A 22,866-nucleotide genomic window follows, 5' to 3' on the forward strand; every position below is an offset into this window, starting at 1 on the left:
CTTTCGTCAAGCGAGGCGTGGGGTTCCGGGTTCGTAGAAGGTGCCGTCGCGGAGCATCGCGAACAGCACGTTGATCCACTGGCGGGCCAGGCGGAGAAGGGTTTGGGCGTGGGTCTTCCCGCGGGCCCGGCATCGGTCGTAGTACGGCGAGCTGCACTACCTCCAGATCGGCGGCGGGGGCGTGGGGGGCGGCCCCGGCGGCGGCCCCGGCGGTGGCTCCACCGTCAGCGCCGAGGTGACCGCGTGGATGCAGAAGCACGGGACGGCGGTGAAGGAGAGCGACCACAGCACCACCTCATCGACCTCGACCAGGACCACGACCTCGTCCTCGACCTCGTCCTCGACCTCGACCTCGGCCTCCGGCACCGACCCCTCCGTGCAGACCGGCCGGTCGACGGTCTACCGCCTGGACCCCTCCGGCGTCGACTGACCCCTGCGAGACGCCCTCTCGGCGGCCCCCGGCCCCACCGGTCGGGGGCCGCTTCTCCGCCCCCGGGGGTCAACTCGCGTAGACAACGCCCGACTTGCCGGTTCCCGTCATCCGATCGACATGTCGGATTCATTTACAAGGTCGCATGTCCATGTCACTCTCCCGATTGCCGCCTCCCGTCCACCCGCGTAGATCGGACACCCCACATGCTGGCGACACGCATCCGACGATGGAAGTCGGTGGCCCTTGCCACCGCCGCCGTCATGGTGGGCCTCACCGCCCCCGCCCTCACCGCGACCCCCGCCGCGGCGACCACGACGGCCTACGACTCGACGTACTACAAGAACGCGGTCGGCAAGACGGGCACCAGCCTGAAGTCGGCCCTGCACACGATCATCACCCCCCAGACGAAGCTGTCGTACTCGGCCCTCTGGGAGGCGCTGAAGGTCACCGACCAGGACCCGAACAACAGCGGCAACGTGAAGCTGCTGTACTCCGGCATCTCCCGCAGCAAGTCGCTCAACGGCGGCAACAGCGGCAACTGGAACCGTGAGCACGTGTGGGCGCAGTCGCACGGAGACTTCGGCACCTCGGCCGGTCCCGGCACCGATCTGCACCACATCCGGCCCGAGGACGTGACGGTCAACTCCATCCGCGGCAACAAGGACTTCGACAACGGCGGCAGCAGCTTCACCAACTCCGGCGGCAGCCTGACCGACTCCAACTCCTTCGAGCCGCGCGACGCCGTCAAGGGCGACGTGGCCCGCATGATCCTCTACATGGCCGTCCGCTACGAAGGCGGCGACGGCTGGCCGAACCTGGAGCCCAACGACCTCGTCACCAACAGCAGCGTCCCGTACCACGGCCGCCTCTCCGTGCTGAAGGCCTGGAACGACGAGGACCCGCCGGACGCCTTCGAGGAGCGCCGCAACCAGGTCATCTACGACACCTACCAGCACAACCGCAACCCGTTCGTCGACCACCCGGAGTGGGTCGAGGCGATCTGGTAGACGGCGCGCGTCCCGTCCCGGCCCCTCACGGGGCCGGACCCGTCCGGTGGACGGCGCTCGTCCCGGTGGTCCCGGCCCCCCACCACGGGGCCAGACTTCCCACAGGGCCGGACCCACCACGGGGCCGGGCCCACCACGGGGCCGGCCCCCTCACCCCAGGTGCGTGGGGGCGAACATCCGCAGCACCGCCGGGAGGACGACCACCGACGGTCCCGGCTCCGCCAGCGCCTTCGCCAGGTCCGCCTCCAGATGCTCCGGGGTCGTCCGCACCCCGGGGACACCGAAGGACTCCGCGAGCGCCGCGAAGTCCGGGCGGGTCAGCTCCGTCGCCGCGGCCCGGCCGAAGGCGTCGGTCATGTACTCGCGCAGGATGCCGTAGCCGCCGTCGTCGACGATGAGCCAGGTGACGTTCAGGTCGTACTGCCGGGCCGTGGCGAGTTCGGCGACGGAGTACAGCGCTCCGCCGTCGCCGGAGACCGCCAGCACCGGGCGGGTCGGGTCGGCGACCGCCGCGCCCAGCGCGGCCGGGAAGCCGTAGCCGAGGCCGCCGGAACCCTGGGCGGAGTGCATGGTGTTGGGGGCCATGGCGTCGAACGCCGACCACGCCCAGTAGGACAGGATCGTCATGTCCCAGAAGGACGGGGAGGTGGCGGGCAGGGCCCGGCGGACCGAGGCCAGCACCTGTTGTTCCAGGGTGAGTTCCTGGGCGGCGATGCGTCCGGAGACCCGGGCGAGCAGGTCGCGGACCCGCTGCGGGGCCGTCTCGTCCTCCCGCTCCCCCACCGTCTCCAGCAGCGCCTGGAGCGCGAGCCGCGCGTCCGCGTGGATGCCGAGGGCCGGGTGGTTGGACTCCAGCTTGCCGAGGTCGGCCTCGATCTGGATCACCCGGCCCCGGGGCCTGAACGTGTGGTAGTTGGACGACAGCTCGCCGAGGCCCGACCCCACCACCAGCAGGACGTCGGCGTCCTCCAAGAAGTCGGTGGTGTGCCGGTCCTCCAGCCAGGACTGGAGGGACAGGGGGTGCGTCCAGGGGAACGCGCCCTTGCCGCCGAAGGTCGTCACCACCGGGGCCCGGAGCCGCTCGGCGAGCTGCCGCAGCTTCTTCGACGCGTCCGCCCGGACCACGCCCCCGCCCGCGATGATCGCCGGCCGGGCGGCCCGGGACAGCAGGTCGGCCGCGACGGCGGTGAGTTCGGGGCGCGGCGGCAGGTCCTCCGGGGTGGCGTCCGGGGCCGTCACCACCGGGATCGCCGTCCGCGTCATGAGCACGTCCTGCGGGATCTCCACCCACACCGGGCCGTGCGGTGCGGTCAGCGCCGACTTCCAGGCCTGTGCGAGGGCGGAGGGGATCTGCGACGGGGTGCGGACGGTGTGGACGGACTTGACCACGCCCCGGAAGGAGGCCGCCTGGTCCGGCAGTTCGTGCAGGTAGCCGCGGCGGCCGCCGCCCAGTCCGGCGGTGGGGACCTGGCCGGCGATCGCCAGTACCGGCGCGCTGGCCGCCGCCGCCTCCTGGAGCGCGGCCAGCGAGGTCAGCGCGCCCGGACCGGTCGACAGCAGCAGGGGGGCCGCCTCGCCGGTGATCCGGCCGTAGGCGTCGGCCGCGAAGCCGGCGTTGTTCTCCACCCGCAGGCCGACGTACCGCAGGTCGGAGCGGTGCAGCGCGTCGAACAGGCCGAGGGCGTGCTGACCGGGCAGGCCGAAGACGGTGGTCGCGCCGAGCCCGGCCAGGGTCTCCACGACCAGGTCCGCGCCGATGCGGCCGGGGGGAGGGTTCAGCGCGGCCTCCGTCTGGGCCGGCGTCGGGCGGAGCACCAGGTCGTGGTCGTGGGTCACTGCGCGCGGGCCTCCGCAATCTGACGGGACATGATCGTGGTCAGTTCGTACGCCGTGTGGGACGCGGCCACCGACGTGATCTCCGCGTGATCGTACGCGGGGGCCACCTCGACGACGTCCGCCGAGACCAGGTTGCAGGAGGCGAGGCCGCGCAGGATCTCCAGCAGTTCGCGGGAGGTCATGCCGCCCGCCTCCGGGGTGCCGGTGCCGGGCGCGTGCGCCGGGTCCAGGCAGTCGATGTCGATGGAGATGTACAGCGGGCGGTCGCCGATGCGCTGGCGGAGCTGGTCGGCGACCTCGTCGGCGCCGCGGCGGTAGATGTCGGCCGAGGTGACGATGCCGAAGCCCATCTTCTCGTCGTCGGTGAGGTCCTGCTTGCCGTACAGGGGGCCGCGCGTACCGACGTGGGAGAGCGCCTCGGTGTCGAGGATGCCCTCCTCCACCGCCCGGCGGAACGGCGTGCCGTGGGTGAACTCCGCGCCGAAGTAGGTGTCCCAGGTGTCGAGGTGGGCGTCGAAGTGGAGCAGGGCGACCGGGCCGTGCTTCTTCGCGACCGAGCGCAGCAGCGGCAGGGCGATGGTGTGGTCGCCGCCGAGGGTCATCAGACGGGCGCCCGTGCCGAGGAGTTCGTCGGCGGCCGCCTCGACCGTCTCCACGGCCTCGTTGATGTCGAAGGGGTTCACGGCGATGTCGCCGCCGTCGGCGACCTGGGCGAGCGCGAAGGGGGAGGCGTCCTGCGCCGGGTTGTAGGGGCGCAGCAGCCGGGACGCCTCGCGGATGGCGTTGCCGCCGAAGCGGGCGCCGGGGCGGTAGGAGACGCCCGAGTCGAACGGCACGCCCACCACGGCGACGTCGGCGCGGCCGACCTCGTCGAGGCGGGGCAGCCGGGCGAAGGTCGCGGGGCCGGCGTACCGGGGGATCCGCGAGGAGTCGACCGGGCCGCGGGGCGTGTCGTTGCTGCTCATGGGGTCTGCCTTCTTTCCTTCGCTTCCTCGCCGGCGTACCGCCGTGCGCTCCGCGCCGGGTGCTCTTCCGACACGACTCTCCTCGGACCCTAGAGGGTCGGCGAGCGCGCCAGAAGTGTACGTTTCCTCCATATCAGACCGACCGACCGGAAGAAACGTCCACGATGCCGGACCCCTCCGTTCCCCCCACGCCCCCCGTGCCGCTCGCCGCGCTGCTGGCCCGCGAGGACCTCGGCCTGCGTCTGATCGCCGGGCCGGACGACGCGGGCACCGTCGTCCACGGGGCGCACGCCTCGGAGATGGCCGACCCGTACCCGTACCTGCTGGGCGGTGAGCTGCTGCTGACGGCCGGTGCGCACGTCGCGGAGGGGGCCGGCGCGGGGACGTTCGACGCGTACGTCGCCCGGATCGTGGCGGCGGGCGGCGCGGCGCTCGGCTTCGGGCTCGCGCCCGTGCACGACACCGTGCCGCCGGCCCTGGTCGCCGCCTGCGACGCCCACGGCCTCCCGCTGCTGGAGGTGGCCGAGCGGACCACCTTCTCGAGGGTGGCCCGCGCGGTGTGGCAGCTGATGGCGCAGGCCCGCCTCGCCGAGCTGCGCCGGGTCACCGAGGCCCAGCAGAGTCTCGCCTCCGCCGCCTCCCGGCCGGACCCGGTGCCCTCGGTGCTGCGGCAGCTGGCGCGGCGGCTCGGAGGGTGGGCGGTGGTGTACGGGCCGGAGGGCGCGCCGGTCGCACGGGCGGGGCGCCGGCCGCAGGACGCGGTGGACGGGCCGCTGGCCGAGCTGGTGCGGGTGCTGGGCGCGCGCGGTTCGGCCACCGCCGGCGAGACGACGGCCGCCGGGACCCGTCTCACCGCCTACGCGCTGGGCGCGGACCGGGGCTTCACGCTGGGGATCGCCGCCCCGCACCGGGGGCCCGGCGACCACACCATCGCCTCCGTCGCCGCCGTGCTGCTCTCCCTGCTCACCGGGGAGCACCACGGCGGCTCGGGAGCGGCTCGGTCGTCGGCGCTGGTCCGGCTGCTGCTGGGGGCGTCGCCGGAGGAGGTCGCCCCGCTGCTGGGCGAGGGGCGGTGGGTCGTGGTGCACGCCCTTCCCGGTCATCCCCGGCCGCCGGACGCGGTGGCCGCCTCGGCGCTGGGGGCGGCCCTCGGCTCGCCGCTGGTCGACCTCGCGGAGGGGGTCGTCCGGGTGCTGGTGCCCGCCGACCGGGCGCCGGGCCCGCAGCCCGGCTGGGTCGTCGGCCTCAGCGCGCCCGCCGCGCCCGCCGGCTGGCCGGCCGCCGACGTCCAGGCCGCCCGGGCTCTGGCCCGGGCCCGTGCCACCCGGGTGCCCCTGGTCCGGCACGGGGCGCGCCCCGCCCTGGCCGACCTGGTCGCCCCCGAGGACGCCCGGGCCCACGCGCGGGCGCTGCTCGCGCCGGTCGCCGCCGTCCCGGCCCTGACGGAGACCCTGCGCGCCTGGCTGTCGCTGCACGGCGGCTGGGACCGTACGGCGGTGGCGCTGGGCGTGCACCGCAACACCGTGCGCCAGCGGATCGCGCGGTGCGCGGCGCTGCTGGAGACGGACCTGGACGATCCGGACGTACGGATGGAGTTGTGGTTCGCGCTGCGCGATCACGCCCGGAACAGTGAGTGACCCACGTCCCAGCGTCCCGAACAGCGCAGACGGGCGCCGGAGGACTGCCCCACAATGGACCCCATGCCGATACCCGGGACGCCCAGCCGCGCCGAACTCGTCGACCACCTCGTCCGCACCCGCATCGCCGGGGACGTCGCGACACCGCGCGAGAACAACCTCTCCCATTACCGCCAGCTCGCGAACGGCGTCCGAAACTTCTGGCTGGGCCTGGAGCTCGGCGACCGCTGGAGCGACGAGCAGGACGTGCTCGCGGTGATGGCGGAGCGCGTCGGGGTCAACGACGACCCCGAGTACCGGTACGGGCCGGACACCATCGACCCGGAGCTGACGGTCGACGCCCTGGACCGGCTCGCGGGCCGGCTGCGCAAGGCGGCCGAGGACAGGCAGCGGGTGCTGTTCGCGACCGGCCACCCGGGCGGCCTGCTCGACGTGCACCGGGCCACCGCCGCCGCCCTGCGTGCGGCCGGCTGCGAGATCGTCGTCATCCCGGACGGGCTGCAGACGGACGAGGGGTACGTCATGCAGTTCGCGGACGTGGCGGTGCTGGAGCACGGGGCGACGCTGTGGCACACGCACTCGGGTGAGCCGATGAAGGCCATCCTGACCGGGCTGGAGCGCGAGGGCCGCCCGCTGCCGGACCTGGTCGTCGCCGACCACGGCTGGGCCGGCTACGCCGGGCAGCACGGCGTGGACTCCGTCGGGTACGCCGACTGCAACGACCCGGCGCTGTTCCTCGCGGAGGCCGAGGGCACCGTGCAGGTCACGGTGCCCCTCGACGACCACGTCGTCAGCCCCCGCCACTACGACCCGATGACGGCGTACCTGCTGGCGGAGGCGGGGCTGGCCTGATCCCTCACCGGGGGACGCGGACCACGCCCTCCTGGATGACGGAGATGGCGAGCCGCCCGTCCTGGGTGTGGATGCGGGCCTGGCCGAGTCCCCGGCCGCCGTACGCGGACGGGGACTCCTGGTCGTACAGGAGCCACTCGTCGGCGCGGAAGGGCCGGTGGAACCACATCGCGTGGTCCAGTGAGGCGCCCACGACGTCGCCGACCGCCCAGCCGCCCCGTCCGTGCGCGAGCAGGACGGAGTCGAGGAGGGTCATGTCGGAGACGTAGGTGGCGAGGACGACGTGCAGCAGCGGGTCGTCCGCGAGCTTGCCGTTGGTGCGGAACCACACCTGGGAGTGCGGCTCGCGCGGCTCGCCGAACCTCCCGTACGGCGGCTCGTCGACGTACCTGAGGTCGATCGCCTCGCGGGCCTCGAGGAACCGCTCGACGACCTCCTGGTCGAGGTGGTCGTAGCCGCGCAGCCGCTCCTGCGAGGTGGGCAGGGTGGCCGGGTCGGGCGCGGGCGGCATCGGGGCCTGGTGGTCGAGGCCCTCCTCGTCCGTCTGGAAGGACGCGGACAGGGCGAAGATCGGCCGGCCGTGCTGGACGGCGACGACCCGGCGGGTGGTGAAGGACCGGCCGTCGCGGATGCGCTCGACGTTGTAGACGATGGGGGCGCCCGGGTCGCCCATGCGCAGGAAGTACGCGTGCAGGGAGTGGGCGAGCCGGTCGGCGGGGACCGTGCGCCCGGCGGCGACCAGTGCCTGGGCGGCCACCTGCCCGCCGAAGACGCGCGGGACGACGGCCGAGCGGGACTGGCCGCGGAAGATGTTCTCCTCGATCTGCTCGAGGTCGAGCAGATCGAGGAGATCCTGTAGTGCCTGGCTCATGGGGTGGTTGTACCGGCCGGCGGTCGCGGGCGGCTTACAGGCCCATGTCCTTCGCGATGATCGACTTCATGATCTCGCTGGTGCCGCCGTAGATGCGGTTGACGCGGTTGTCCGCGTACAGGCGGGCGATGGGGTACTCGTTCATGAAGCCGTAGCCGCCGTGCAGCTGGAGGCAGCGGTCGATGACGCGGTGGGCGACCTCGGTGCAGAACAGCTTGGCGCTGGCGGCCTCGGCGGGCGTCAGCTCACCGGCGTCGAGGGCCTCCGTGGCGCGGTCGGCGACGGCCTCGGCGGCGTCCACCTCGGCCTGGCAGGCGGCCAGCTCGAACTTGGTGTTCTGGAACGAGGCGACGGTCTGGCCGAAGACGGTGCGCTGCTGGACGTACTCCTTGGCGAACCGGACGGCGGCCTTGGCCTGCGCGTAGGCGCCGAAGGCGATGCCCCAGCGCTCGGAGGCCAGGTTGTGGCCGAGGTAGTAGAAGCCCTTGTTCTCCTCGCCGAGGAGGTCCTCGACGGGGACCTTGACGTCGACGAACGCCAGCTCGGCGGTGTCGGAGGTCTTCAGACCGAGCTTGTCGAGCTTGCGGCCGACGGAGTAGCCCTCGGCCTTGGTGTCCACGACGAAGAGGGAGATGCCGTGCCGGCGGTCCTCGGCGGTGGGCGCGGAGGTGCGGGCGCAGACGATCATGCGGTCGGCGTGCACACCGCCGGTGATGAAGGTCTTGGCGCCGTTGAGGACGTAGTGGGTGCCGTCCTCGGAGAGCTTGGCGGTGGTCTTCATGCCCGCGAGGTCGGAGCCGGTGCCCGGCTCGGTCATCGCGATCGCCCACATCTCCTCGCCGGAGACGAACTTCGGCAGGTAGCGCTTCTTCTGCTCGTCGGTGGCGAGCAGCTTGATGTAGGGCAGGCCGAGCAGGACGTGGACGCCGGAGCCGCCGAAGGAGACGCCCGCGCGGGCGGTCTCCTCGTAGAGGATGGCCTCGAACTTGTAGGAGTCGATGCCGGCGCCGCCGTACTCCTCGTCGACGCGGATGCCGAAGACGCCGAGCTCGGCGAGCTTGTAGTAGAAGTCGCGCGGCGCCTGGCCGGCGGCGAACCACTCGTCGTAGACGGGGACGACCTCGGCCTCGATGAAGGCCCGGATGGTCTCCCGGAACGCTTCGTGATCCTCGTTGAACACCGTACGGCGCACCGCCGCCACCCTTCTGTGCGCCTGAACCGGCGCCGCTCTCGCGTACCTGGTTGCTCGCCGTGCGGGTTCCCCGATGGGTCATCGCGGTCCCCGTTGGCTAAGCGCTTGCTCAGGGACAACCGTACCGGCGGGTAGGGAGAGGAGTCCAGAGGGGGTCGGCCGTAACGCTCGTCACTCCGCCGCAGCCGCCGTGAACGCGCCCCGGGCCATGCGGTGCAGGAGCTCCGCCGTGGCCGCGCGGCCGGGCAGGACACCCGGACGGCCGAGGTGCGGAGTGGAGTTCAGCAGACCGAAGACCGAGTGGACCGCCGAGCGGGCCGCCGGTTCGGACAGGGCCGGATACACCCGCCGGACCACCTCCACCCACAGTTCGACGTACTGCCGCTGGAGCTGGCGCACCAGCTTGCGGTCGCTGTCGCGGAGGCGGTCCAGCTCCCGGTCGTGCAGGGTGATCAGGGGACGGTCGTCGATCGCGAAGTCGATGTGCCCCTCGATGAGCGAGTCGAGGACCGCCTCGGGAGCGACCCCGTCGGACTCCCCCAGGCGCCGCTTCGCCCCGGTCAGCAGCTGACCGCTGATGCCGACCAGCAGCTCGGCGAGCATCGCGTCCTTGCCGGGGAAGTGGCGGTAGAGGCCGGGGCCGCTGATGCCGACGGCGGCCCCTATCTCGTCCACGCCGACGCCGTGGAACCCGCGCTCGGCGAAGAGCCTCGCGGCCTCCTTGAGGATCTGCTCGCGGCGGGTGGGGGCGTCGGTTCTGGTGGCCATGAGAACAATTCTAGACAGGGAGGTTAGCGCTCGTTAACCTGGAGGAAATGGTTAACGCTCATTAACAGTCGATCACTGGGTGAGGGGACCGCAAGGATGGATCAGGCACCGGAGCTGACGAGCGCGGCGGACCCCGCGTCGGAGGCCTGGCGGGCCAACGAGCAAGCCCACCTCGCCCTCGTCGGGGAGCTGCGCGGCAAGCTGGCGGCCGCCCGGCTCGGCGGCGGGGAGAAGGCGCGCGAACGGCACACCGCGCGCGGGAAGCTGCTGCCGCGGGACCGGGTGGACACCCTCCTGGACCCGGGCTCGCCCTTCCTGGAGCTGGCGCCCCTGGCCGCCGACGGGATGTACGACGGACAGGCCCCGGCCGCCGGTGTCATCGCCGGGATCGGGCGGGTGAGCGGACGCGCGTGCGTGATCGTCGCCAACGACGCCACCGTCAAGGGCGGCACCTACTACCCGATGACGGTGAAGAAGCACCTGCGGGCGCAGGAGGTGGCGCTGGAGAACCGGCTGCCCTGCCTGTACCTCGTGGACTCCGGCGGCGCCTTCCTGCCGATGCAGGACGAGGTCTTCCCCGACCGGGAGCACTTCGGGCGCATCTTCTACAACCAGGCCAGGATGTCGGGGGCGGGCGTCCCGCAGATCGCCGCGGTCCTCGGCTCGTGCACGGCGGGCGGCGCGTACGTCCCCGCGATGAGCGACGAGGCCGTCATCGTCCGCGGCCAGGGCACGATCTTCCTGGGCGGTCCGCCGCTGGTGAAGGCCGCCACCGGCGAGGTCGTCACCGCGGAGGAACTGGGCGGCGGCGAGGTACACGCGCGGGTGTCGGGCGTGACCGACCATCTCGCCGAGGACGACGCCCACGCCCTGCGGATCGTGCGGAACGTCGTCGCCACCCTCCCGTCCGGCGGGCGCCCGTCCTGGGAGGTGCGCCCCGCGGTCGAGCCCAAGGTCGACCCGTCCGGGCTGTACGGCGCGGTCCCCGTCGACTCCCGCACCCCGTACGACGTGCGGGAGGTCATCGCGCGCGTGGTCGACGGGTCCCGGTTCGCCGAGTTCAAGGCCGAGTTCGGACAGACCCTCGTCACCGGCTTCGCCCGGATCCACGGCCACCCGGTCGGGATCGTCGCCAACAACGGCATCCTGTTCTCCGAGTCCGCCCAGAAGGGCGCCCACTTCATCGAGCTGTGCGACCAGCGCGGCATCCCGCTGCTGTTCCTCCAGAACATCTCCGGCTTCATGGTCGGCAGGGACTACGAGGCCGGCGGCATCGCCAAGCACGGCGCCAAGATGGTCACGGCCGTCGCCTGCACGCGCGTGCCGAAGCTGACGGTGGTGGTCGGCGGGTCGTACGGCGCGGGCAACTACTCCATGTGCGGACGGGCGTACTCGCCCCGCTTCCTGTGGATGTGGCCCAACGCCAAGATCTCCGTCATGGGTGGTGAGCAGGCCGCCTCCGTCCTCGCGACGGTCAAGCGGGACCAGTTGGAGGCCCGCGACCAGCGGTGGTCCGTGGAGGAGGAAGAGGCCTTCAAGGCGCCGGTCCGCGCCCAGTACGAGCGTCAGGGCAACGCCTACTACGCGACCGCCCGCCTCTGGGACGACGGCGTCATCGACCCGATGGAGACCCGGCAGGTGCTCGGGCTGGCCCTGACCGCGTGCGCCAACGCGCCACTGGGTGACCCCCAGTTCGGCGTCTTCCGGATGTGACAGGGGGACTTGGACCGATGATGTTCGACACCGTGCTCGTGGCCAACCGCGGCGAGATCGCCGTCCGCGTCATCCGCACCCTGCGCGCGATGGGCGTGCGCTCGGTCGCCGTGTTCTCCGACGCGGACGCCGACGCCCGGCACGTCCGGGAGGCCGACACCGCGGTACGGATCGGGCCGGCGCCGGCCGCCGAGAGCTACCTGTCGGTGGAGCGGCTGCTTCAGGCCGCCGCCCGCACCGGCGCCCGGGCCGTCCACCCCGGCTACGGCTTCCTCGCCGAGAACGCCGGCTTCGCGCGCGCCTGCGCCGAGGCGGGGCTCGTGTTCATCGGCCCGCCGGCGGACGCGATCTCCCTCATGGGCGACAAGATCCGCGCCAAGGAGACCGTGCGGGCGGCCGGGGTGCCGGTGGTGCCCGGCGGCCGCGACCCGGACCTCGCCGAGGCCGCCCGCGAGCTCGGCGCGCCCGTGCTGCTCAAGCCCTCCGCGGGCGGCGGCGGCAAGGGCATGCGCCTGGTGCGGGACCTGACCCGGCTGGAGGAGGAGATCGCCGCCGCCCGCCGCGAGGCCCGCGCCTCCTTCGGCGACGACACGCTCCTCGTCGAGCGGTGGGTCGACCGCCCCCGGCACATCGAGATCCAGGTCCTGGCCGACGGCCACGGCAACGTGGTGCACCTGGGCGAGCGCGAGTGCTCCCTGCAGCGGCGGCATCAGAAGGTCGTCGAGGAGGCGCCGAGCGTGCTCCTCGACGAGGCCACCCGGGCGGCCATGGGCGAGGCGGCGGTGCAGGCGGCCCGCTCCTGCGGCTACCGGGGCGCGGGCACGGTGGAGTTCATCGTGCCCGGCGGCGACCCCTCCTCCTACTACTTCATGGAGATGAACACCCGCCTGCAGGTGGAGCACCCCGTCACCGAGCTGGTCACCGGGCTCGACCTGGTCGAGTGGCAGCTGCGGGTGGCCGCCGGGGAGCCGCTGGGCTTCGGGCAGGACGACGTGCGGCTCACCGGGCACGCGATCGAGGCGCGGCTGTGCGCGGAGGACCCCGCGCGCGGTTTCCTGCCGTCGGGCGGGACCGTGCTGCGGTTGCGCGAGCCGCAGGGCGACGGCGTCCGCACCGACTCCGGGCTCGACGAGGGCACCGAGGTCGGCAGCCTGTACGACCCGATGCTGTCCAAGGTGATCGCCTACGGCCCCGACCGGCCGACGGCGCTGCGCAGACTGCGGGCCGCCCTCGCGGAGACGGTCACCCTGGGCGTGGCGACCAACGCCGGGTTCCTGCGCCGGCTGCTGGCCCACCCGGCGGTCGTCGCGGGCGACCTGGACACCGGGCTGGTGGAGCGGGTGGTGGACGAGCTGGCCCCCGCCGACGTCCCCCAGGAGGTCTACGAGGCCGCCGCCGCCGTCCGTCTGGAGGCGCTGCGGCCCCGGGGCGAGGGGTGGACGGATCCCTTCTCGGTGCCGAGCGGGTGGCGGCTCGGGGGCGAACCGAAGCCGGTCGGCTTCCACCTGCGGGTGCAGGACCCCGTGGAGTACGTCCCGCGCGGCACCCACGCCGTCACCGACACCCATGTCCACGTCACCCTCGACGGCGTGCGGCACACCTTCCACCGGGCCGGCGACTGGCTCGGCCGGGACGGCGACGCCTGGCAGGTGCGCGACCACGACCCGGTCGCGGCGTCCCTGACCGGAGCCGCGCACGCGGGCGCCGACTCGCTGACCGCGCCGATGCCGGGCACGGTGACGGTGGTGAAGGTCGCCGTCGGCGACGAGGTGGCCGCCGGTCAGAGCCTGCTGGTGGTGGAGGCGATGAAGATGGAGCACGTCATCTCCGCCCCCCACGCCGGCACGGTCGCCGAACTGGACGTCGCCCCCGGCGCGACCGTCGCCATGGACCAGGTGCTGGCCGTGATCGCGCCGCACGAGGAGGAGGGATGACCGTGCGAGGACTTCCGATGACCGTCCCGGCGCCCGGGCTGCCGACCCGGGTGCGGATCCACGAGGTCGGCGCGCGCGACGGCCTGCAGAACGAGAAGGCGACCGTGCCGACGGCGGTGAAGGCGGAGTTCCTGCGCCGGCTCTCCGGCACGGGACTGACGACGATCGAGGCGACCAGCTTCGTCCACCCCGCGTGGGTGCCGCAGCTCGCGGACGCCGAGGAGCTGTACCCGCTCGTCGCCGACCTGCCGGTGGAGCTGCCGGTGCTGGTGCCCAACGAGCGGGGCCTGGACCGGGCGCTGGCGCTCGGCGCGCGCCGGATCGCGGTGTTCGCCAGCGCCACCGAGTCCTTCGCCAAGGCCAACCTCAACCGCACGGTGGACGAGTCGCTGGCGATGTTCCACCCGGTGGTGGAGCGGGCGAAGGCGGACGGTGTGCACGTCCGCGGCTATCTCTCCATGTGCTTCGGCGATCCGTGGGAGGGCGCCGTGCCGGTGCCGCAGGTCGTCCGGGTGTGCCGGGCCCTGCTGGACATGGGCTGTGACGAGCTGAGCCTCGGCGACACGATCGGGGTGGCGACCCCGGGCCATGTCGGGGCGCTGCTCGCGGCCCTCGACGAGGAGGGGATCCCCGTCGGCGCGCTGGGCGTTCACTTCCACGACACCTACGGGCAGGCGCTCGCCAACACCCTGGCCGCGCTCCAGCACGGCGTCACCACCGTCGACGCCTCCGCGGGCGGCCTCGGCGGCTGCCCGTTCGCGAGGTCCGCCACCGGCAACCTCGCCACCGAGGACCTCGTGTGGATGCTGCGCGGGCTCGGCATCGACACCGGAGTCGACCTCGGCCGTCTCACCGCCACCAGCGTGTGGATGGCCGCCCACCTGGGCCGGCCCAGCCCGTCCCGAACCGTCCGAGCCCTGGCCCACAAGGCCGACGAGGACCCCAAGGAGCAGTGATGGACCACCGTCTCTCCCCCGAACTCGAAGAACTCCGCCGCACGGTCGAGGAGTTCGCGCACGATGTCGTCGCGCCGAAGATCGGCGACTTCTACGAGCGGCACGAGTTCCCCTACGAGATCGTCCGCGAGATGGGCCGCATGGGCCTGTTCGGGCTGCCGTTCCCGGAGGAGTACGGCGGCATGGGCGGTGACTACCTGGCGCTGGCCGTCGCACTGGAGGAACTCGCCCGGGTCGACTCCTCCGTGGCGATCACCCTGGAGGCGGGCGTCTCCCTGGGCGCCATGCCCGTCCATCTGTTCGGCACGCCGGAGCAGAAGCGGCAGTGGCTGCCGCGGCTGTGCTCCGGCGAGATCCTGGGCGCCTTCGGTCTCACCGAACCGGGCGGCGGCTCCGACGCGGGCGCGACGCGCACGACGGCCCGTCTCGACCCGGAGACGGACGAGTGGGTGATCAACGGCACCAAGTGCTTCATCACCAACTCCGGCACGGACATCACGGGTCTGGTCACGGTCACCGCGGTGACCGGCCGCAAGCCCGACGGCCGGCCGCTGATCTCCGCGATCATCGTGCCCTCCGGCACCCCGGGCTTCACCGTCGCGGCGCCGTACTCCAAGGTCGGCTGGAACGCCTCGGACACCCGGGAACTGGCCTTCGCGGACGTCCGCGTGCCGGCGGCCAACCTGCTGGGCGAGGAGGGCCGGGGCTACGCCCAGTTCCTGCGGATCCTCGACGAGGGCCGCATCGCCATCGCGGCGCTGGCGACCGGGCTCGCCCAGGGCTGTGTGGACGAGTCGGTGAAGTACGCCAAGGAGCGGGAGGCGTTCGGCCGTCCGATCGGCGCCAACCAGGCCATCCAGTTCAAGATCGCCGACATGGAGATGAGGGCCCACACCGCCCGTCTCGCCTGGCGGGACGCGGCCAGCCGGCTGGTGGCGGGCGAGCCCTTCAAGAAGGAGGCGGCGCTGGCCAAGCTGTACTCGTCGACGGTCGCGGTCGACAACGCCCGCGACGCCACGCAGATCCACGGCGGCTACGGGTTCATGAACGAGTATCCGGTCGCCCGCATGTGGCGCGACTCGAAGATCCTGGAGATCGGCGAGGGCACGAGCGAGGTCCAACGGATGTTGATCGCAAGGGAGTTGGGACTGGCGGGCTGATCCGTCAACTCCCTTGCATCGAAGGGGGATCGGGGGCTTCGCCCCCATCCTCAAAGATCACAGGACCCGCACAGGTTCGAACAGAAGGCCCCCACTCCCTGGACAAGAGCTGAGGTTAGGCTAACCTATCTTCGAATTGTCCGGCGGTGATCCGCCCTGTTCGAAGGCAACCACACTCATGTCCAACGCCAGTGCCACCCACCTCACCCGACGCGGCATCCTGGCCGCCGGCGGCGCCCTCGGCCTCGGTGCCGCGCTCGCGGCCTGCGGGGACGACGACGCGAAAAGCGGTGGCTCTGACGCGTCGGCGAGCGCCTCCGCCCCGTCCGGTCCCTGGACGTTCAAGGACGACCGCGGCACCACGGTGAAGCTCGACAAGGTTCCCGCGAACATCGTCGCGTTCACCGGTGTCGGCGCCGCCCTGTACGACTACGGCATCCAGGTCAAGGGGGTCTTCGGCCCGACCAGGACCACCGACGGCAAGCCCGACGTCCAGGCCGGCGACATGGACATCACCAAGGTGCAGATCCTGGGCAACGTCTGGGACGAGTTCAACGTCGAGAAGTACGCGGCACTCGCCCCCGATGTCCTCATCTCCACGATGTTCGACAACACCGGCACCCTCTGGTACGTCCCCGAGGCCTCCAAGGACAAGATCGCCAAGCTCGCCCCGAGCGTCGGCATCTCCGTCTACGACCGTCAGCTCACCGCTCCGCTGGAGCGCATGTGGGAGCTGGCCGCGTCGCTGGGCGCCGACATGAAGGCGGCCGCGGTCACCGACGCCAAGAAGCGCTTCGAGGCGGCGGCCACCCGGCTGCGCGCGGCCGCCAAGGCCAAGCCCGACATCAAGGTCCTGGCCGGCTCCGCCGCCGACCAGCTCTTCTACGTCTCCGGCACCAACCTCTCCATCGACCTGGAGTACTTCAAGGCGCTCGGCGTGAACTTCGTCGAGCCCCCGGAGAGCGCGAAGGCGGCCGGCGGCGGCTGGTTCGAGTCGCTCAGCTGGGAGAACGTCGACAAGTACCCGGCGGACATCATCATGCTGGACGACCGCTCGCAGGCGCTGCAGCCGGCGGCGATCACCAAGCCGACGTGGAAGCAGCTGCCCGCGGTGAAGGCCGGGCAGGTCATCGCCCGGTCGCCGGAGCCGATCCTGTCCTACGACAAGTGCGTACCGCTTCTCGAGAACCTCGCGAAGGCGCTGGAGAGCGCGAAGAAGGTCGCCTGACTCCCTCGGCGGCCGAAGGGCACGGGCGGCTGCGGGCCGTTCGCGGGCGGCCGCGCCCCACGGCGCAGCCGCAGACCGGCACCGCCCCGCGCCCCTGAGGTCGGCCACCCCTGCCCCACCTCCCAGGAGCACCCATGACCACGGCCGTAGCCGCCCCGTTCCGCTTCTTCTCCCTCCAGGTCGTACGGACGAGGCGGCTCGGGCCGTCTCTGGTGCGGGTGACGTTCGCCGGGGAGGACCTTCAGCACTTCCTCTCCGACGGGTACGACCAGTCCCTGTCGCTGTTCCTGCCGCACCCGGGCCAGCGCGAGCCGCGGGTGCCGTACGAGCTCGGGGACGGGTGGTGGCAGGCCTGGCGCGAACTGCCGGACGGCGTACGGGCCGTGATGCGGTCGTACACGCTGCGGGCCCTTCGCCGGGATCCCCTGGGGCGCACGGACGAGATCGACGTCGACTTCGTGCTGCACACCCCGGCCGGGCCCGCCTCCGCGTGGGCGGCCCGGGCCGTCGCCGGGGACCGGGTCGTGCTGCTGGGGCCGGCGATCGCCGACAACCGGGCCATCCGGTTCCGGGCGCCCGAGGACACCGACCTGGTGCTGCTGTGGGGCGACGAGACGGCCCTTCCGGCGATCTCGTCGATCCTGGAGTCACTGCCGGCGGGCCTGCGCGCGCGGGCCTGGCTGGAGGTGCGCGACGCCGGGACCGTCCAGGACCTGGCGACGCCGGCGGACGCCGAGGTGACGTGGCTGGTGGGCGAGGGCACCGGCGGCCAGAGCTCCGCCCCCCTGGCCCTCGGCACCCTGCGGGAGACCCCTCTGCCGCCCGCGGAGCGTCCGTACGTCTGGATCGCGGGCGAGTCGGGGTGCGTGAAGCAGATGCGCCGGCACTTCGTCGGCGAGCGCGGCATCGACCGGCGCCGGGTCACCTTCGTCGGCTACTGGCGCCGGGGCCTGACGGAGGAGCAGCTCCGCGAGACGGAGTGACGACCGGGACGGGTCGAGAGCTCCGAACCAAAGAAGCTCCCCCCTGCTGTTCGGAATTCCAAGTGATCACCGTCACGGCGAGGGCCGACTTCCGACCAACCGACTTAGGTTAGGCTTACCTAAGTTCAATCTGAGGCTCCGCCCCTGAGTCCGTTCCGCAGCGGACCCGTCCCCACCCCGGAGGACCCCCACCATGCGCTCGCACCTGCTCAATGACACCACCGCGGAGCAGTACCGCCGCTCCGTGACCGAAGGAGTCGAGCGGGTGGCCGCCAAACTCGCCGCCACCGACCGTCCGTTCACCGGCGTCACGGTCGACGCCCTCGCGCCCCGCATCGAGGGGATCGACCTCGACCGGCCCCTGGGTGACACCGCCGCCGTGCTGGACGAGCTGGAGGAGGTCTACCTCCGCGACGCGATCTACTTCCACCACCCCCGCTACCTCGCCCACCTCAACTGCCCGGTCGTCATCCCCGCCGTGCTGGGCGAGGCGGTCCTCTCCGCAGTCAACTCCTCCCTGGACACCTGGGACCAGTCGGCCGGCGGCACCCTCATCGAGCGGAAACTGATCGACTGGACGGCCGCCCGCATCGGCCTCGGTCCGGCCGCCGACGGCGTGTTCACCTCCGGCGGCAGCCAGTCCAACCTCCAGGCACTGCTGCTGGCCCGCGAGGAGGCCAAGCCGGGGCCGGACGGGTGGGAAGGTGTGGCCTCCCTGGCGAAACTGCGTGTCTTCGCCTCCGAGGCGAGCCACTTCAGCGTGAAGAAGTCGGCGAAACTGCTGGGCCTCGGCCAGGACGCGGTGGTCTCCGTCCCCGTCGACCACGACAAGCGCATGCAGACCGTCGCCCTCGCCCACGAGCTGGAGCGCTGCGTCCGGGCCGGACTGGTCCCCATGGCCGTCGTCGCCACCGCCGGCACCACCGACTTCGGCTCCATCGACCCGCTGCCCGAGATCGCCGAGCTGTGCGAGCGGTTCGGCGCCTGGATGCACGTCGACGCCGCCTACGGCTGCGGTCTGCTCGCCTCCGTGAAGTACCGCGACCGCATCGACGGCATCGAGCGCGCCGACTCGGTCACCGTCGACTACCACAAGTCCTTCTTCCAGCCGGTGAGTTCCTCGGCGGTGCTGGTGAAGGACGCCGCCACGCTGCGGCACGCCACCTACCACGCCGAGTACCTGAACCCGCGCAGGATGGTGCAGGAACGCATCCCCAACCAGGTGGACAAGTCCCTGCAGACCACCCGCCGCTTCGACGCGCTCAAGCTGTGGATGACGCTGCGGGTCATGGGCGCCGACGGCATCGGACAGCTCTTCGACGAGGTGTGCGACCTCGCGGTGGAGGGCTGGAAACTGCTGGCCGCCGACCCGCGCTTCGACGTCGTCGTCGAGCCGTCGCTGTCCACCCTGGTCTTCCGCTACATCCCGCAGGCCGTCACCGACCCGGCCGAGATCGACCGCGCCAACCTCTACGCCCGCAAGGCCCTGTTCGCCTCCGGTGACGCGGTGGTCGCGGGCACCAAGGTGGGCGGCCGCCACTACCTGAAGTTCACCCTGCTCAACCCCGAGACCACGGCCGACGACATGGCCGCCGTCCTCGACCTGATCGCCGGCCACGCCGAGCAGTACCTGGGAGAGTCCCTTGACCGCGCTTGCTGAGACCACGGAAAAGACCCACGACTTCGTGGGCATCGGGCTCGGCCCCTTCAACCTCGGCCTCGCCTGCCTGACCGAGCCCATCGACGCACTCGACGGCGTCTTCCTGGAGTCGAAGCCCGACTTCGAGTGGCACGCCGGCATGTTCCTCGACGGCGCCCACCTCCAGACGCCGTTCATGTCGGACCTGGTCACCCTCGCCGACCCGACCTCGCCGTACTCCTTCCTCAACTACCTGAAGGAGAAGGGCCGGCTCTACTCGTTCTACATCCGCGAGAACTTCTACCCGCTGCGCGTCGAGTACGACGACTACTGCCGCTGGGCCGCCGGCAAGCTGAGCAGCGTGCGGTTCTCCACGACGGTGACCGAGGTGACGTACGACGAGAGGGCCGAGCTGTACGCCGTGCGCACCGAGGCCGGCGACGTCCTGCGCGCCCGCCGGCTGGTCCTGGGCACCGGCACCTCGCCGCACTACCCGGCGGCCGTCGCCGGGCTGGGCGGCGACTTCTTCCACAACTCCCGCTACGTGCAGAACAAGGCGGAGCTCCAGAAGAAGCAGTCGATCACCATCGTCGGCTCCGGCCAGTCCGCCGCCGAGATCTACCTGGACCTCCTCGACGAGATCGACGTCCACGGCTACCGGCTGAACTGGGTCACCCGTTCCCCGCGCTTCTTCCCGCTGGAGTACACCAAGCTCACGCTGGAGATGACCTCGCCGGAGTACATCGACTACTTCCGCGAGCTGCCGGAGGCCACCCGCTACCGGCTCACCGCCCAGCAGAAGGGCCTGTTCAAGGGCATCGACGGGGATCTGATCAACGAGATCTTCGACCTGCTCTACCAGAAGAACCTCGGCGGCCCCGTGCCCACCCGGCTGCTCACCAACTCCTCCCTCCAGGGTGCGACGTACGACGACGGCACCTACACCCTGTCCTTCCGCCAGGAGGAGCAGGAGAAGGACTACGAGCTGACCTCCGAGGGGCTGGTGCTGGCCACCGGCTACGCCTACACCGAGCCGGAGTTCCTCGCGCCGGTGCGCGACAGACTGCGCTACGACTCCCGGGGCAACTTCGACGTCGCCCGCAACTACTCCATCGACACCACGGGCCGCGGGGTGTTCCTGCAGAACGCGGGCGTGCACACCCACAGCATCACCAGCCCGGACCTCGGCATGGGCGCCTACCGCAACAGCTACATCATCCGTGAGCTGCTCGGCAGCGAGTACTACCCGGTCGAGAAGACCATCGCGTTCCAGGAGTTCAGCGCATGAGCGCCCACCCGTCACCCACCGCCGCCCCGGACGAGGGGCTCCGCGCCGCCCCCGCCGACACCGCCGTCGGCCGTCTCACCCTGCGTCCCCTCGACCCGTCGGCGGACGGCGCACTGCTGCACCGCTGGGTCACCCACCCCAAGGCGGCCTACTGGATGATGCAGGACGCCGAACCGCAGGACGTCGAGCGCGCCTACAGGGAGATCGCGGCCGACGAGCACCACCACGCCCTGCTGGGTCTGCACGACGGCGAGCCGGCCTTCCTGATGGAGTACTACGACCCGCGCCACCGAGAGCTGGTCGGCCTGTACGAGCCGCGGCCCGGTGACGTGGGCATGCACTTCCTGGTCGCCCCCACCGACCGGCCCGTGCACGGGTTCACCCGCGCCGTCATCACCGCCGTGATGGCGCACCTGTTCACCGACCCGGCCACGCACCGCGTCGTCGTCGAGCCGGACGTCGCCAACACGGCCGTCCACGCGCTGAACGAGGCCGTCGGCTTCGTGCCCGAGCGCGCGATCCAGAAGCCGGAGAAGAAGGCGTTGCTGAGCTTCTGCACGCGGGAACAGTTCGCCGCCGCGACGGGGGTGGGCGCGTGACTCTCGCCGACGCCGTGTCCCACCTCTCCCCCGAGCGCTGGGAGAGGGCCAACCGCCTGCTGATCCGCAAGGCCCTCGCCGAGTTCGCCCACGAGCGGCTCATCACCCCCGAACAGCAGGGCGGACGGTACGTCGTGCGCAGCGACGACGGCCTGACGGCCTACCGCTTCACCGCCGTGCGCCGCGCCCTGGACCACTGGCAGGTGGACGCCGACTCCCTCACCCGCACCCGGGACGGCGCCGACCTCCCGCTCGCCGCGCTGGACTTCTTCGTCGAGCTGAGGAAGACGCTCGGCCTGAGCGACGAGATCCTCCCCGTCTACCTGGAGGAGATCTCCTCCACCCTCTCCGGCACCTGCTACAAGCTCGCCAAACCGCAGATCCCGTCGGCGGAGCTGGTGAGGAGCGGTTTCCAGGCCATCGAGACCGGGATGACCGAGGGCCACCCCTGCTTCGTCGCCAACAACGGCCGGCTGGGCTTCGGCATCCACGAGTACCTGTCGTACGCCCCGGAGACCGCGAGCCCGGTCCGGCTGGTGTGGCTGGCCGCGCACCGCTCGCGGGCGGCGTTCACGGCGGGCGTCGGCATCGAGTACGAGGCGTTCCTGCGGGAGGAGCTGGGCGCGGCGACGGTCGAGCGCTTCCACGGCACCCTGCGCGCGCAGGGCCTGGACCCGGCCGACTACCTCCTCATCCCCGTCCACCCCTGGCAGTGGTGGAACAAGCTCACCGTCACCTTCGCCGCCGAGGTCGCTCGGCGGAACCTGGTGTGCCTCGGCGAGGGCGACGACGAGTACCTGGCGCAGCAGTCGATCCGCACCTTCTTCAACTCCTCGCACCCCGAGAAGCACTACGTGAAGACGGCGCTGTCCGTCCTCAACATGGGCTTCATGCGCGGCCTGTCGGCGGCGTACATGGAGGCGACGCCGGCGATCAACGACTGGCTGGCCCAGCTGATCGACAACGACCCGGTGCTGAGGTCGACGGGCCTGTCGATCATCCGGGAGCGGGCGGCCGTCGGCTACCGGCACCTGGAGTACGAGGCGGCGACGGACCGCTACTCGCCCTACCGCAAGATGCTGGCGGCGCTGTGGCGGGAGAGCCCGGTGCCCTCGCTCCGGGACGGCGAGTCCCTCGCCACCATGGCCTCCCTGGTCCACGTCGACCACGAGGGCCGCTCTGTGGCGGGCGCGCTGATCGAGCAGTCGGCGCTGCCGCCGAGGGAGTGGCTGCGCCACTACCTCCAGGCGTACTACACGCCGCTCCTGCACTCGTTCTACGCCTACGACCTGGTCTTCATGCCGCACGGCGAGAACACGATCCTCGTGCTGAGGGACGGGGTCGTGCAGCGGGCGATCTACAAGGACATCGCCGAGGAGATCGCCGTGATGGACCCGGACGCGGTGCTGCCGCCCGAGGTGCGGCGCATCCGCGTGGAGGTCCCCGAGGACATGAAGCTCCTGTCGATCTTCACGGACGTCTTCGACTGCTTCTTCCGCTTCCTCGCCGCGGACCTGGCCGCCGAGGGAATCCTGGAGGAGGACGGCTTCTGGCGCACGGTCGCCGAGGTCACCCGCGCCTACCAGGAGGCGCACCCCGAGCTGGCCGACAGGTTCCGCCAGTACGACATGTTCGCCCCCGAGTTCGCCCTGTCCTGCCTCAACCGCCTGCAACTGCGCGACAACCGGCAGATGGTGGACCTGGCGGACCCCTCCGGGGCGCTCCAGTTGGTCGGCACCCTGAGGAACCCCATCGCCGGGTTCTGAACCGGACGGACGGGCGCCCCCGAGTACGGTCCTCGGGGG

Annotated in this window: 19 protein-coding genes and 1 pseudogene; 13 read left to right on the forward strand and 7 right to left on the reverse strand. The window is 71.9% G+C overall.

Features of this window, described 5'->3' with window-relative positions; translation table 11 throughout:
• Positions 1 to 6 precede the first annotated feature (6 nt).
• Positions 7 to 153: pseudogene (locus ACZ4YY_RS08205) on the reverse strand (IS110 family transposase); the annotation flags it as partial.
• Positions 154 to 156: 3 nt separating this feature from the next.
• Complete coding sequence (locus tag ACZ4YY_RS08210) at positions 157 to 366, reverse strand: hypothetical protein (RefSeq protein ID WP_468285175.1); 210 nt, start codon at positions 364 to 366, stop codon at positions 157 to 159.
• Between the two features lie 270 nt (positions 367 to 636).
• Between ACZ4YY_RS08210 and ACZ4YY_RS08215 the strand changes: the two genes are divergently transcribed.
• On the forward strand, positions 637 to 1,440 hold the full coding sequence (locus ACZ4YY_RS08215) for an endonuclease I family protein (protein ID WP_468285178.1): 804 nt from the start codon (positions 637 to 639) through the stop codon (positions 1,438 to 1,440).
• A gap of 150 nt (positions 1,441 to 1,590) precedes the next feature.
• Here ACZ4YY_RS08215 and ACZ4YY_RS08220 read toward each other — a convergent pair whose 3' ends face one another.
• On the reverse strand, positions 1,591 to 3,276 hold the full coding sequence (locus ACZ4YY_RS08220) for a thiamine pyrophosphate-binding protein (protein WP_468285181.1): 1,686 nt from the start codon (positions 3,274 to 3,276) through the stop codon (positions 1,591 to 1,593).
• Positions 3,273 to 4,241, reverse strand: coding sequence for an agmatinase (gene speB, locus ACZ4YY_RS08225; RefSeq protein ID WP_468285185.1), 969 nt, complete (start codon positions 4,239 to 4,241; stop codon positions 3,273 to 3,275). Before speB ends, ACZ4YY_RS08220 begins: the two co-directional genes overlap by 4 nt.
• Positions 4,242 to 4,405: 164 nt before the next feature.
• On the opposite strand from speB, the gene ACZ4YY_RS08230 reads away from it, so the two are divergent.
• Positions 4,406 to 5,878 carry a PucR family transcriptional regulator gene (locus tag ACZ4YY_RS08230; RefSeq protein WP_468285188.1) on the forward strand — a complete coding sequence of 491 codons (1,473 nt, stop codon included), beginning with the start codon at positions 4,406 to 4,408 and terminating at the stop codon, positions 5,876 to 5,878.
• A 63-nt stretch (positions 5,879 to 5,941) separates the two neighbouring features.
• Complete coding sequence (locus tag ACZ4YY_RS08235; protein ID WP_468285191.1) at positions 5,942 to 6,730, forward strand: phosphatase; 789 nt, start codon at positions 5,942 to 5,944, stop codon at positions 6,728 to 6,730.
• Positions 6,731 to 6,734: 4 nt separating this feature from the next.
• Here ACZ4YY_RS08235 and tesB read toward each other — a convergent pair whose 3' ends face one another.
• From tesB to ACZ4YY_RS08250, 3 genes are all read right to left on the reverse strand, one after another.
• On the reverse strand, positions 6,735 to 7,601 hold the full coding sequence (gene tesB / locus ACZ4YY_RS08240; RefSeq protein WP_468285194.1) for an acyl-CoA thioesterase II: 867 nt from the start codon (positions 7,599 to 7,601) through the stop codon (positions 6,735 to 6,737).
• 34 nt (positions 7,602 to 7,635) lie between these two features.
• Entirely contained in the window at positions 7,636 to 8,793 is a 1,158-nt protein-coding gene (locus ACZ4YY_RS08245; protein ID WP_468285197.1) for an acyl-CoA dehydrogenase family protein, read from the reverse strand.
• A 171-nt stretch (positions 8,794 to 8,964) separates the two neighbouring features.
• The gene (locus ACZ4YY_RS08250) at positions 8,965 to 9,561 is read right to left on the reverse strand and encodes an SACE_7040 family transcriptional regulator (protein ID WP_468285199.1); all 597 of its coding nucleotides are present in this window, start codon (positions 9,559 to 9,561) and stop codon (positions 8,965 to 8,967) included.
• 96 nt (positions 9,562 to 9,657) lie between these two features.
• On the opposite strand from ACZ4YY_RS08250, the gene ACZ4YY_RS08255 reads away from it, so the two are divergent.
• The 10 genes from ACZ4YY_RS08255 to ACZ4YY_RS08300 all read left to right on the forward strand — a co-directional run bounded on the left by ACZ4YY_RS08255 (position 9,658) and on the right by ACZ4YY_RS08300 (position 22,827).
• Positions 9,658 to 11,274, forward strand: coding sequence for a carboxyl transferase domain-containing protein (locus tag ACZ4YY_RS08255; protein WP_468285202.1), 1,617 nt, complete (start codon positions 9,658 to 9,660; stop codon positions 11,272 to 11,274).
• Between the two features lie 20 nt (positions 11,275 to 11,294).
• Positions 11,295 to 13,208, forward strand: coding sequence for an acetyl/propionyl/methylcrotonyl-CoA carboxylase subunit alpha (locus ACZ4YY_RS08260; RefSeq protein ID WP_468285294.1), 1,914 nt, complete (start codon positions 11,295 to 11,297; stop codon positions 13,206 to 13,208).
• Positions 13,205 to 14,164, forward strand: coding sequence for a hydroxymethylglutaryl-CoA lyase (locus ACZ4YY_RS08265; protein WP_468285205.1), 960 nt, complete (start codon positions 13,205 to 13,207; stop codon positions 14,162 to 14,164). Before ACZ4YY_RS08260 ends, ACZ4YY_RS08265 begins: the two co-directional genes overlap by 4 nt.
• Positions 14,164 to 15,324, forward strand: a complete 1,161-nt coding sequence (locus tag ACZ4YY_RS08270) for an acyl-CoA dehydrogenase family protein (RefSeq protein ID WP_468285209.1) — start codon at positions 14,164 to 14,166, stop codon at positions 15,322 to 15,324. Before ACZ4YY_RS08265 ends, ACZ4YY_RS08270 begins: the two co-directional genes overlap by 1 nt.
• Before the next feature lie 178 nt (positions 15,325 to 15,502).
• Positions 15,503 to 16,552 (forward strand): ABC transporter substrate-binding protein, encoded by a 1,050-nt coding sequence (locus ACZ4YY_RS08275; protein ID WP_468285212.1) that lies wholly within the window; start codon positions 15,503 to 15,505, stop codon positions 16,550 to 16,552.
• 134 nt (positions 16,553 to 16,686) lie between these two features.
• Complete coding sequence (locus tag ACZ4YY_RS08280; protein WP_468285215.1) at positions 16,687 to 17,535, forward strand: siderophore-interacting protein; 849 nt, start codon at positions 16,687 to 16,689, stop codon at positions 17,533 to 17,535.
• Between the two features lie 193 nt (positions 17,536 to 17,728).
• The gene (desA, locus tag ACZ4YY_RS08285) at positions 17,729 to 19,195 is read left to right on the forward strand and encodes a lysine decarboxylase DesA (protein WP_468285219.1); all 1,467 of its coding nucleotides are present in this window, start codon (positions 17,729 to 17,731) and stop codon (positions 19,193 to 19,195) included.
• Entirely contained in the window at positions 19,179 to 20,462 is a 1,284-nt protein-coding gene (locus ACZ4YY_RS08290) for a lysine N(6)-hydroxylase/L-ornithine N(5)-oxygenase family protein (RefSeq protein ID WP_468285223.1), read from the forward strand. The genes desA and ACZ4YY_RS08290 overlap by 17 nt, the downstream gene beginning before the upstream one ends.
• Positions 20,459 to 21,061, forward strand: coding sequence for a GNAT family N-acetyltransferase (locus ACZ4YY_RS08295; protein ID WP_468285226.1), 603 nt, complete (start codon positions 20,459 to 20,461; stop codon positions 21,059 to 21,061). Before ACZ4YY_RS08290 ends, ACZ4YY_RS08295 begins: the two co-directional genes overlap by 4 nt.
• Entirely contained in the window at positions 21,058 to 22,827 is a 1,770-nt protein-coding gene (locus tag ACZ4YY_RS08300) for an IucA/IucC family protein (RefSeq protein ID WP_468285229.1), read from the forward strand. The genes ACZ4YY_RS08295 and ACZ4YY_RS08300 overlap by 4 nt, the downstream gene beginning before the upstream one ends.
• The last annotated feature ends 39 nt before the right edge of the window (positions 22,828 to 22,866 follow it).

It is taken from the genome of Streptomyces sp. NPDC030143, assembly GCF_055573695.1.

What these genes read in the sequence shown, in the direction of transcription:
- ACZ4YY_RS08215 (WP_468285178.1), top strand. Translation starts at nt 637, where the DNA reads ATGCTGGCGACACGCATCCGACGATGGAAGTCGGTGGCCCTTGCCACC.
- speB (WP_468285185.1), bottom strand. Translation starts at nt 4,241, where the DNA reads ATGAGCAGCAACGACACGCCCCGCGGCCCGGTCGACTCCTCGCGGATC.
- ACZ4YY_RS08230 (WP_468285188.1), top strand. Translation starts at nt 4,406, where the DNA reads ATGCCGGACCCCTCCGTTCCCCCCACGCCCCCCGTGCCGCTCGCCGCG.
- ACZ4YY_RS08235 (WP_468285191.1), top strand. Translation starts at nt 5,942, where the DNA reads ATGCCGATACCCGGGACGCCCAGCCGCGCCGAACTCGTCGACCACCTC.
- tesB (WP_468285194.1), bottom strand. Translation starts at nt 7,601, where the DNA reads ATGAGCCAGGCACTACAGGATCTCCTCGATCTGCTCGACCTCGAGCAG.
- ACZ4YY_RS08250 (WP_468285199.1), bottom strand. Translation starts at nt 9,561, where the DNA reads ATGGCCACCAGAACCGACGCCCCCACCCGCCGCGAGCAGATCCTCAAG.
- ACZ4YY_RS08255 (WP_468285202.1), top strand. Translation starts at nt 9,658, where the DNA reads ATGGATCAGGCACCGGAGCTGACGAGCGCGGCGGACCCCGCGTCGGAG.
- ACZ4YY_RS08260 (WP_468285294.1), top strand. Translation starts at nt 11,295, where the DNA reads ATGTTCGACACCGTGCTCGTGGCCAACCGCGGCGAGATCGCCGTCCGC.
- ACZ4YY_RS08265 (WP_468285205.1), top strand. Translation starts at nt 13,205, where the DNA reads ATGACCGTGCGAGGACTTCCGATGACCGTCCCGGCGCCCGGGCTGCCG.
- ACZ4YY_RS08270 (WP_468285209.1), top strand. Translation starts at nt 14,164, where the DNA reads ATGGACCACCGTCTCTCCCCCGAACTCGAAGAACTCCGCCGCACGGTC.
- ACZ4YY_RS08275 (WP_468285212.1), top strand. Translation starts at nt 15,503, where the DNA reads ATGTCCAACGCCAGTGCCACCCACCTCACCCGACGCGGCATCCTGGCC.
- ACZ4YY_RS08280 (WP_468285215.1), top strand. Translation starts at nt 16,687, where the DNA reads ATGACCACGGCCGTAGCCGCCCCGTTCCGCTTCTTCTCCCTCCAGGTC.
- desA (WP_468285219.1), top strand. Translation starts at nt 17,729, where the DNA reads ATGCGCTCGCACCTGCTCAATGACACCACCGCGGAGCAGTACCGCCGC.
- ACZ4YY_RS08295 (WP_468285226.1), top strand. Translation starts at nt 20,459, where the DNA reads ATGAGCGCCCACCCGTCACCCACCGCCGCCCCGGACGAGGGGCTCCGC.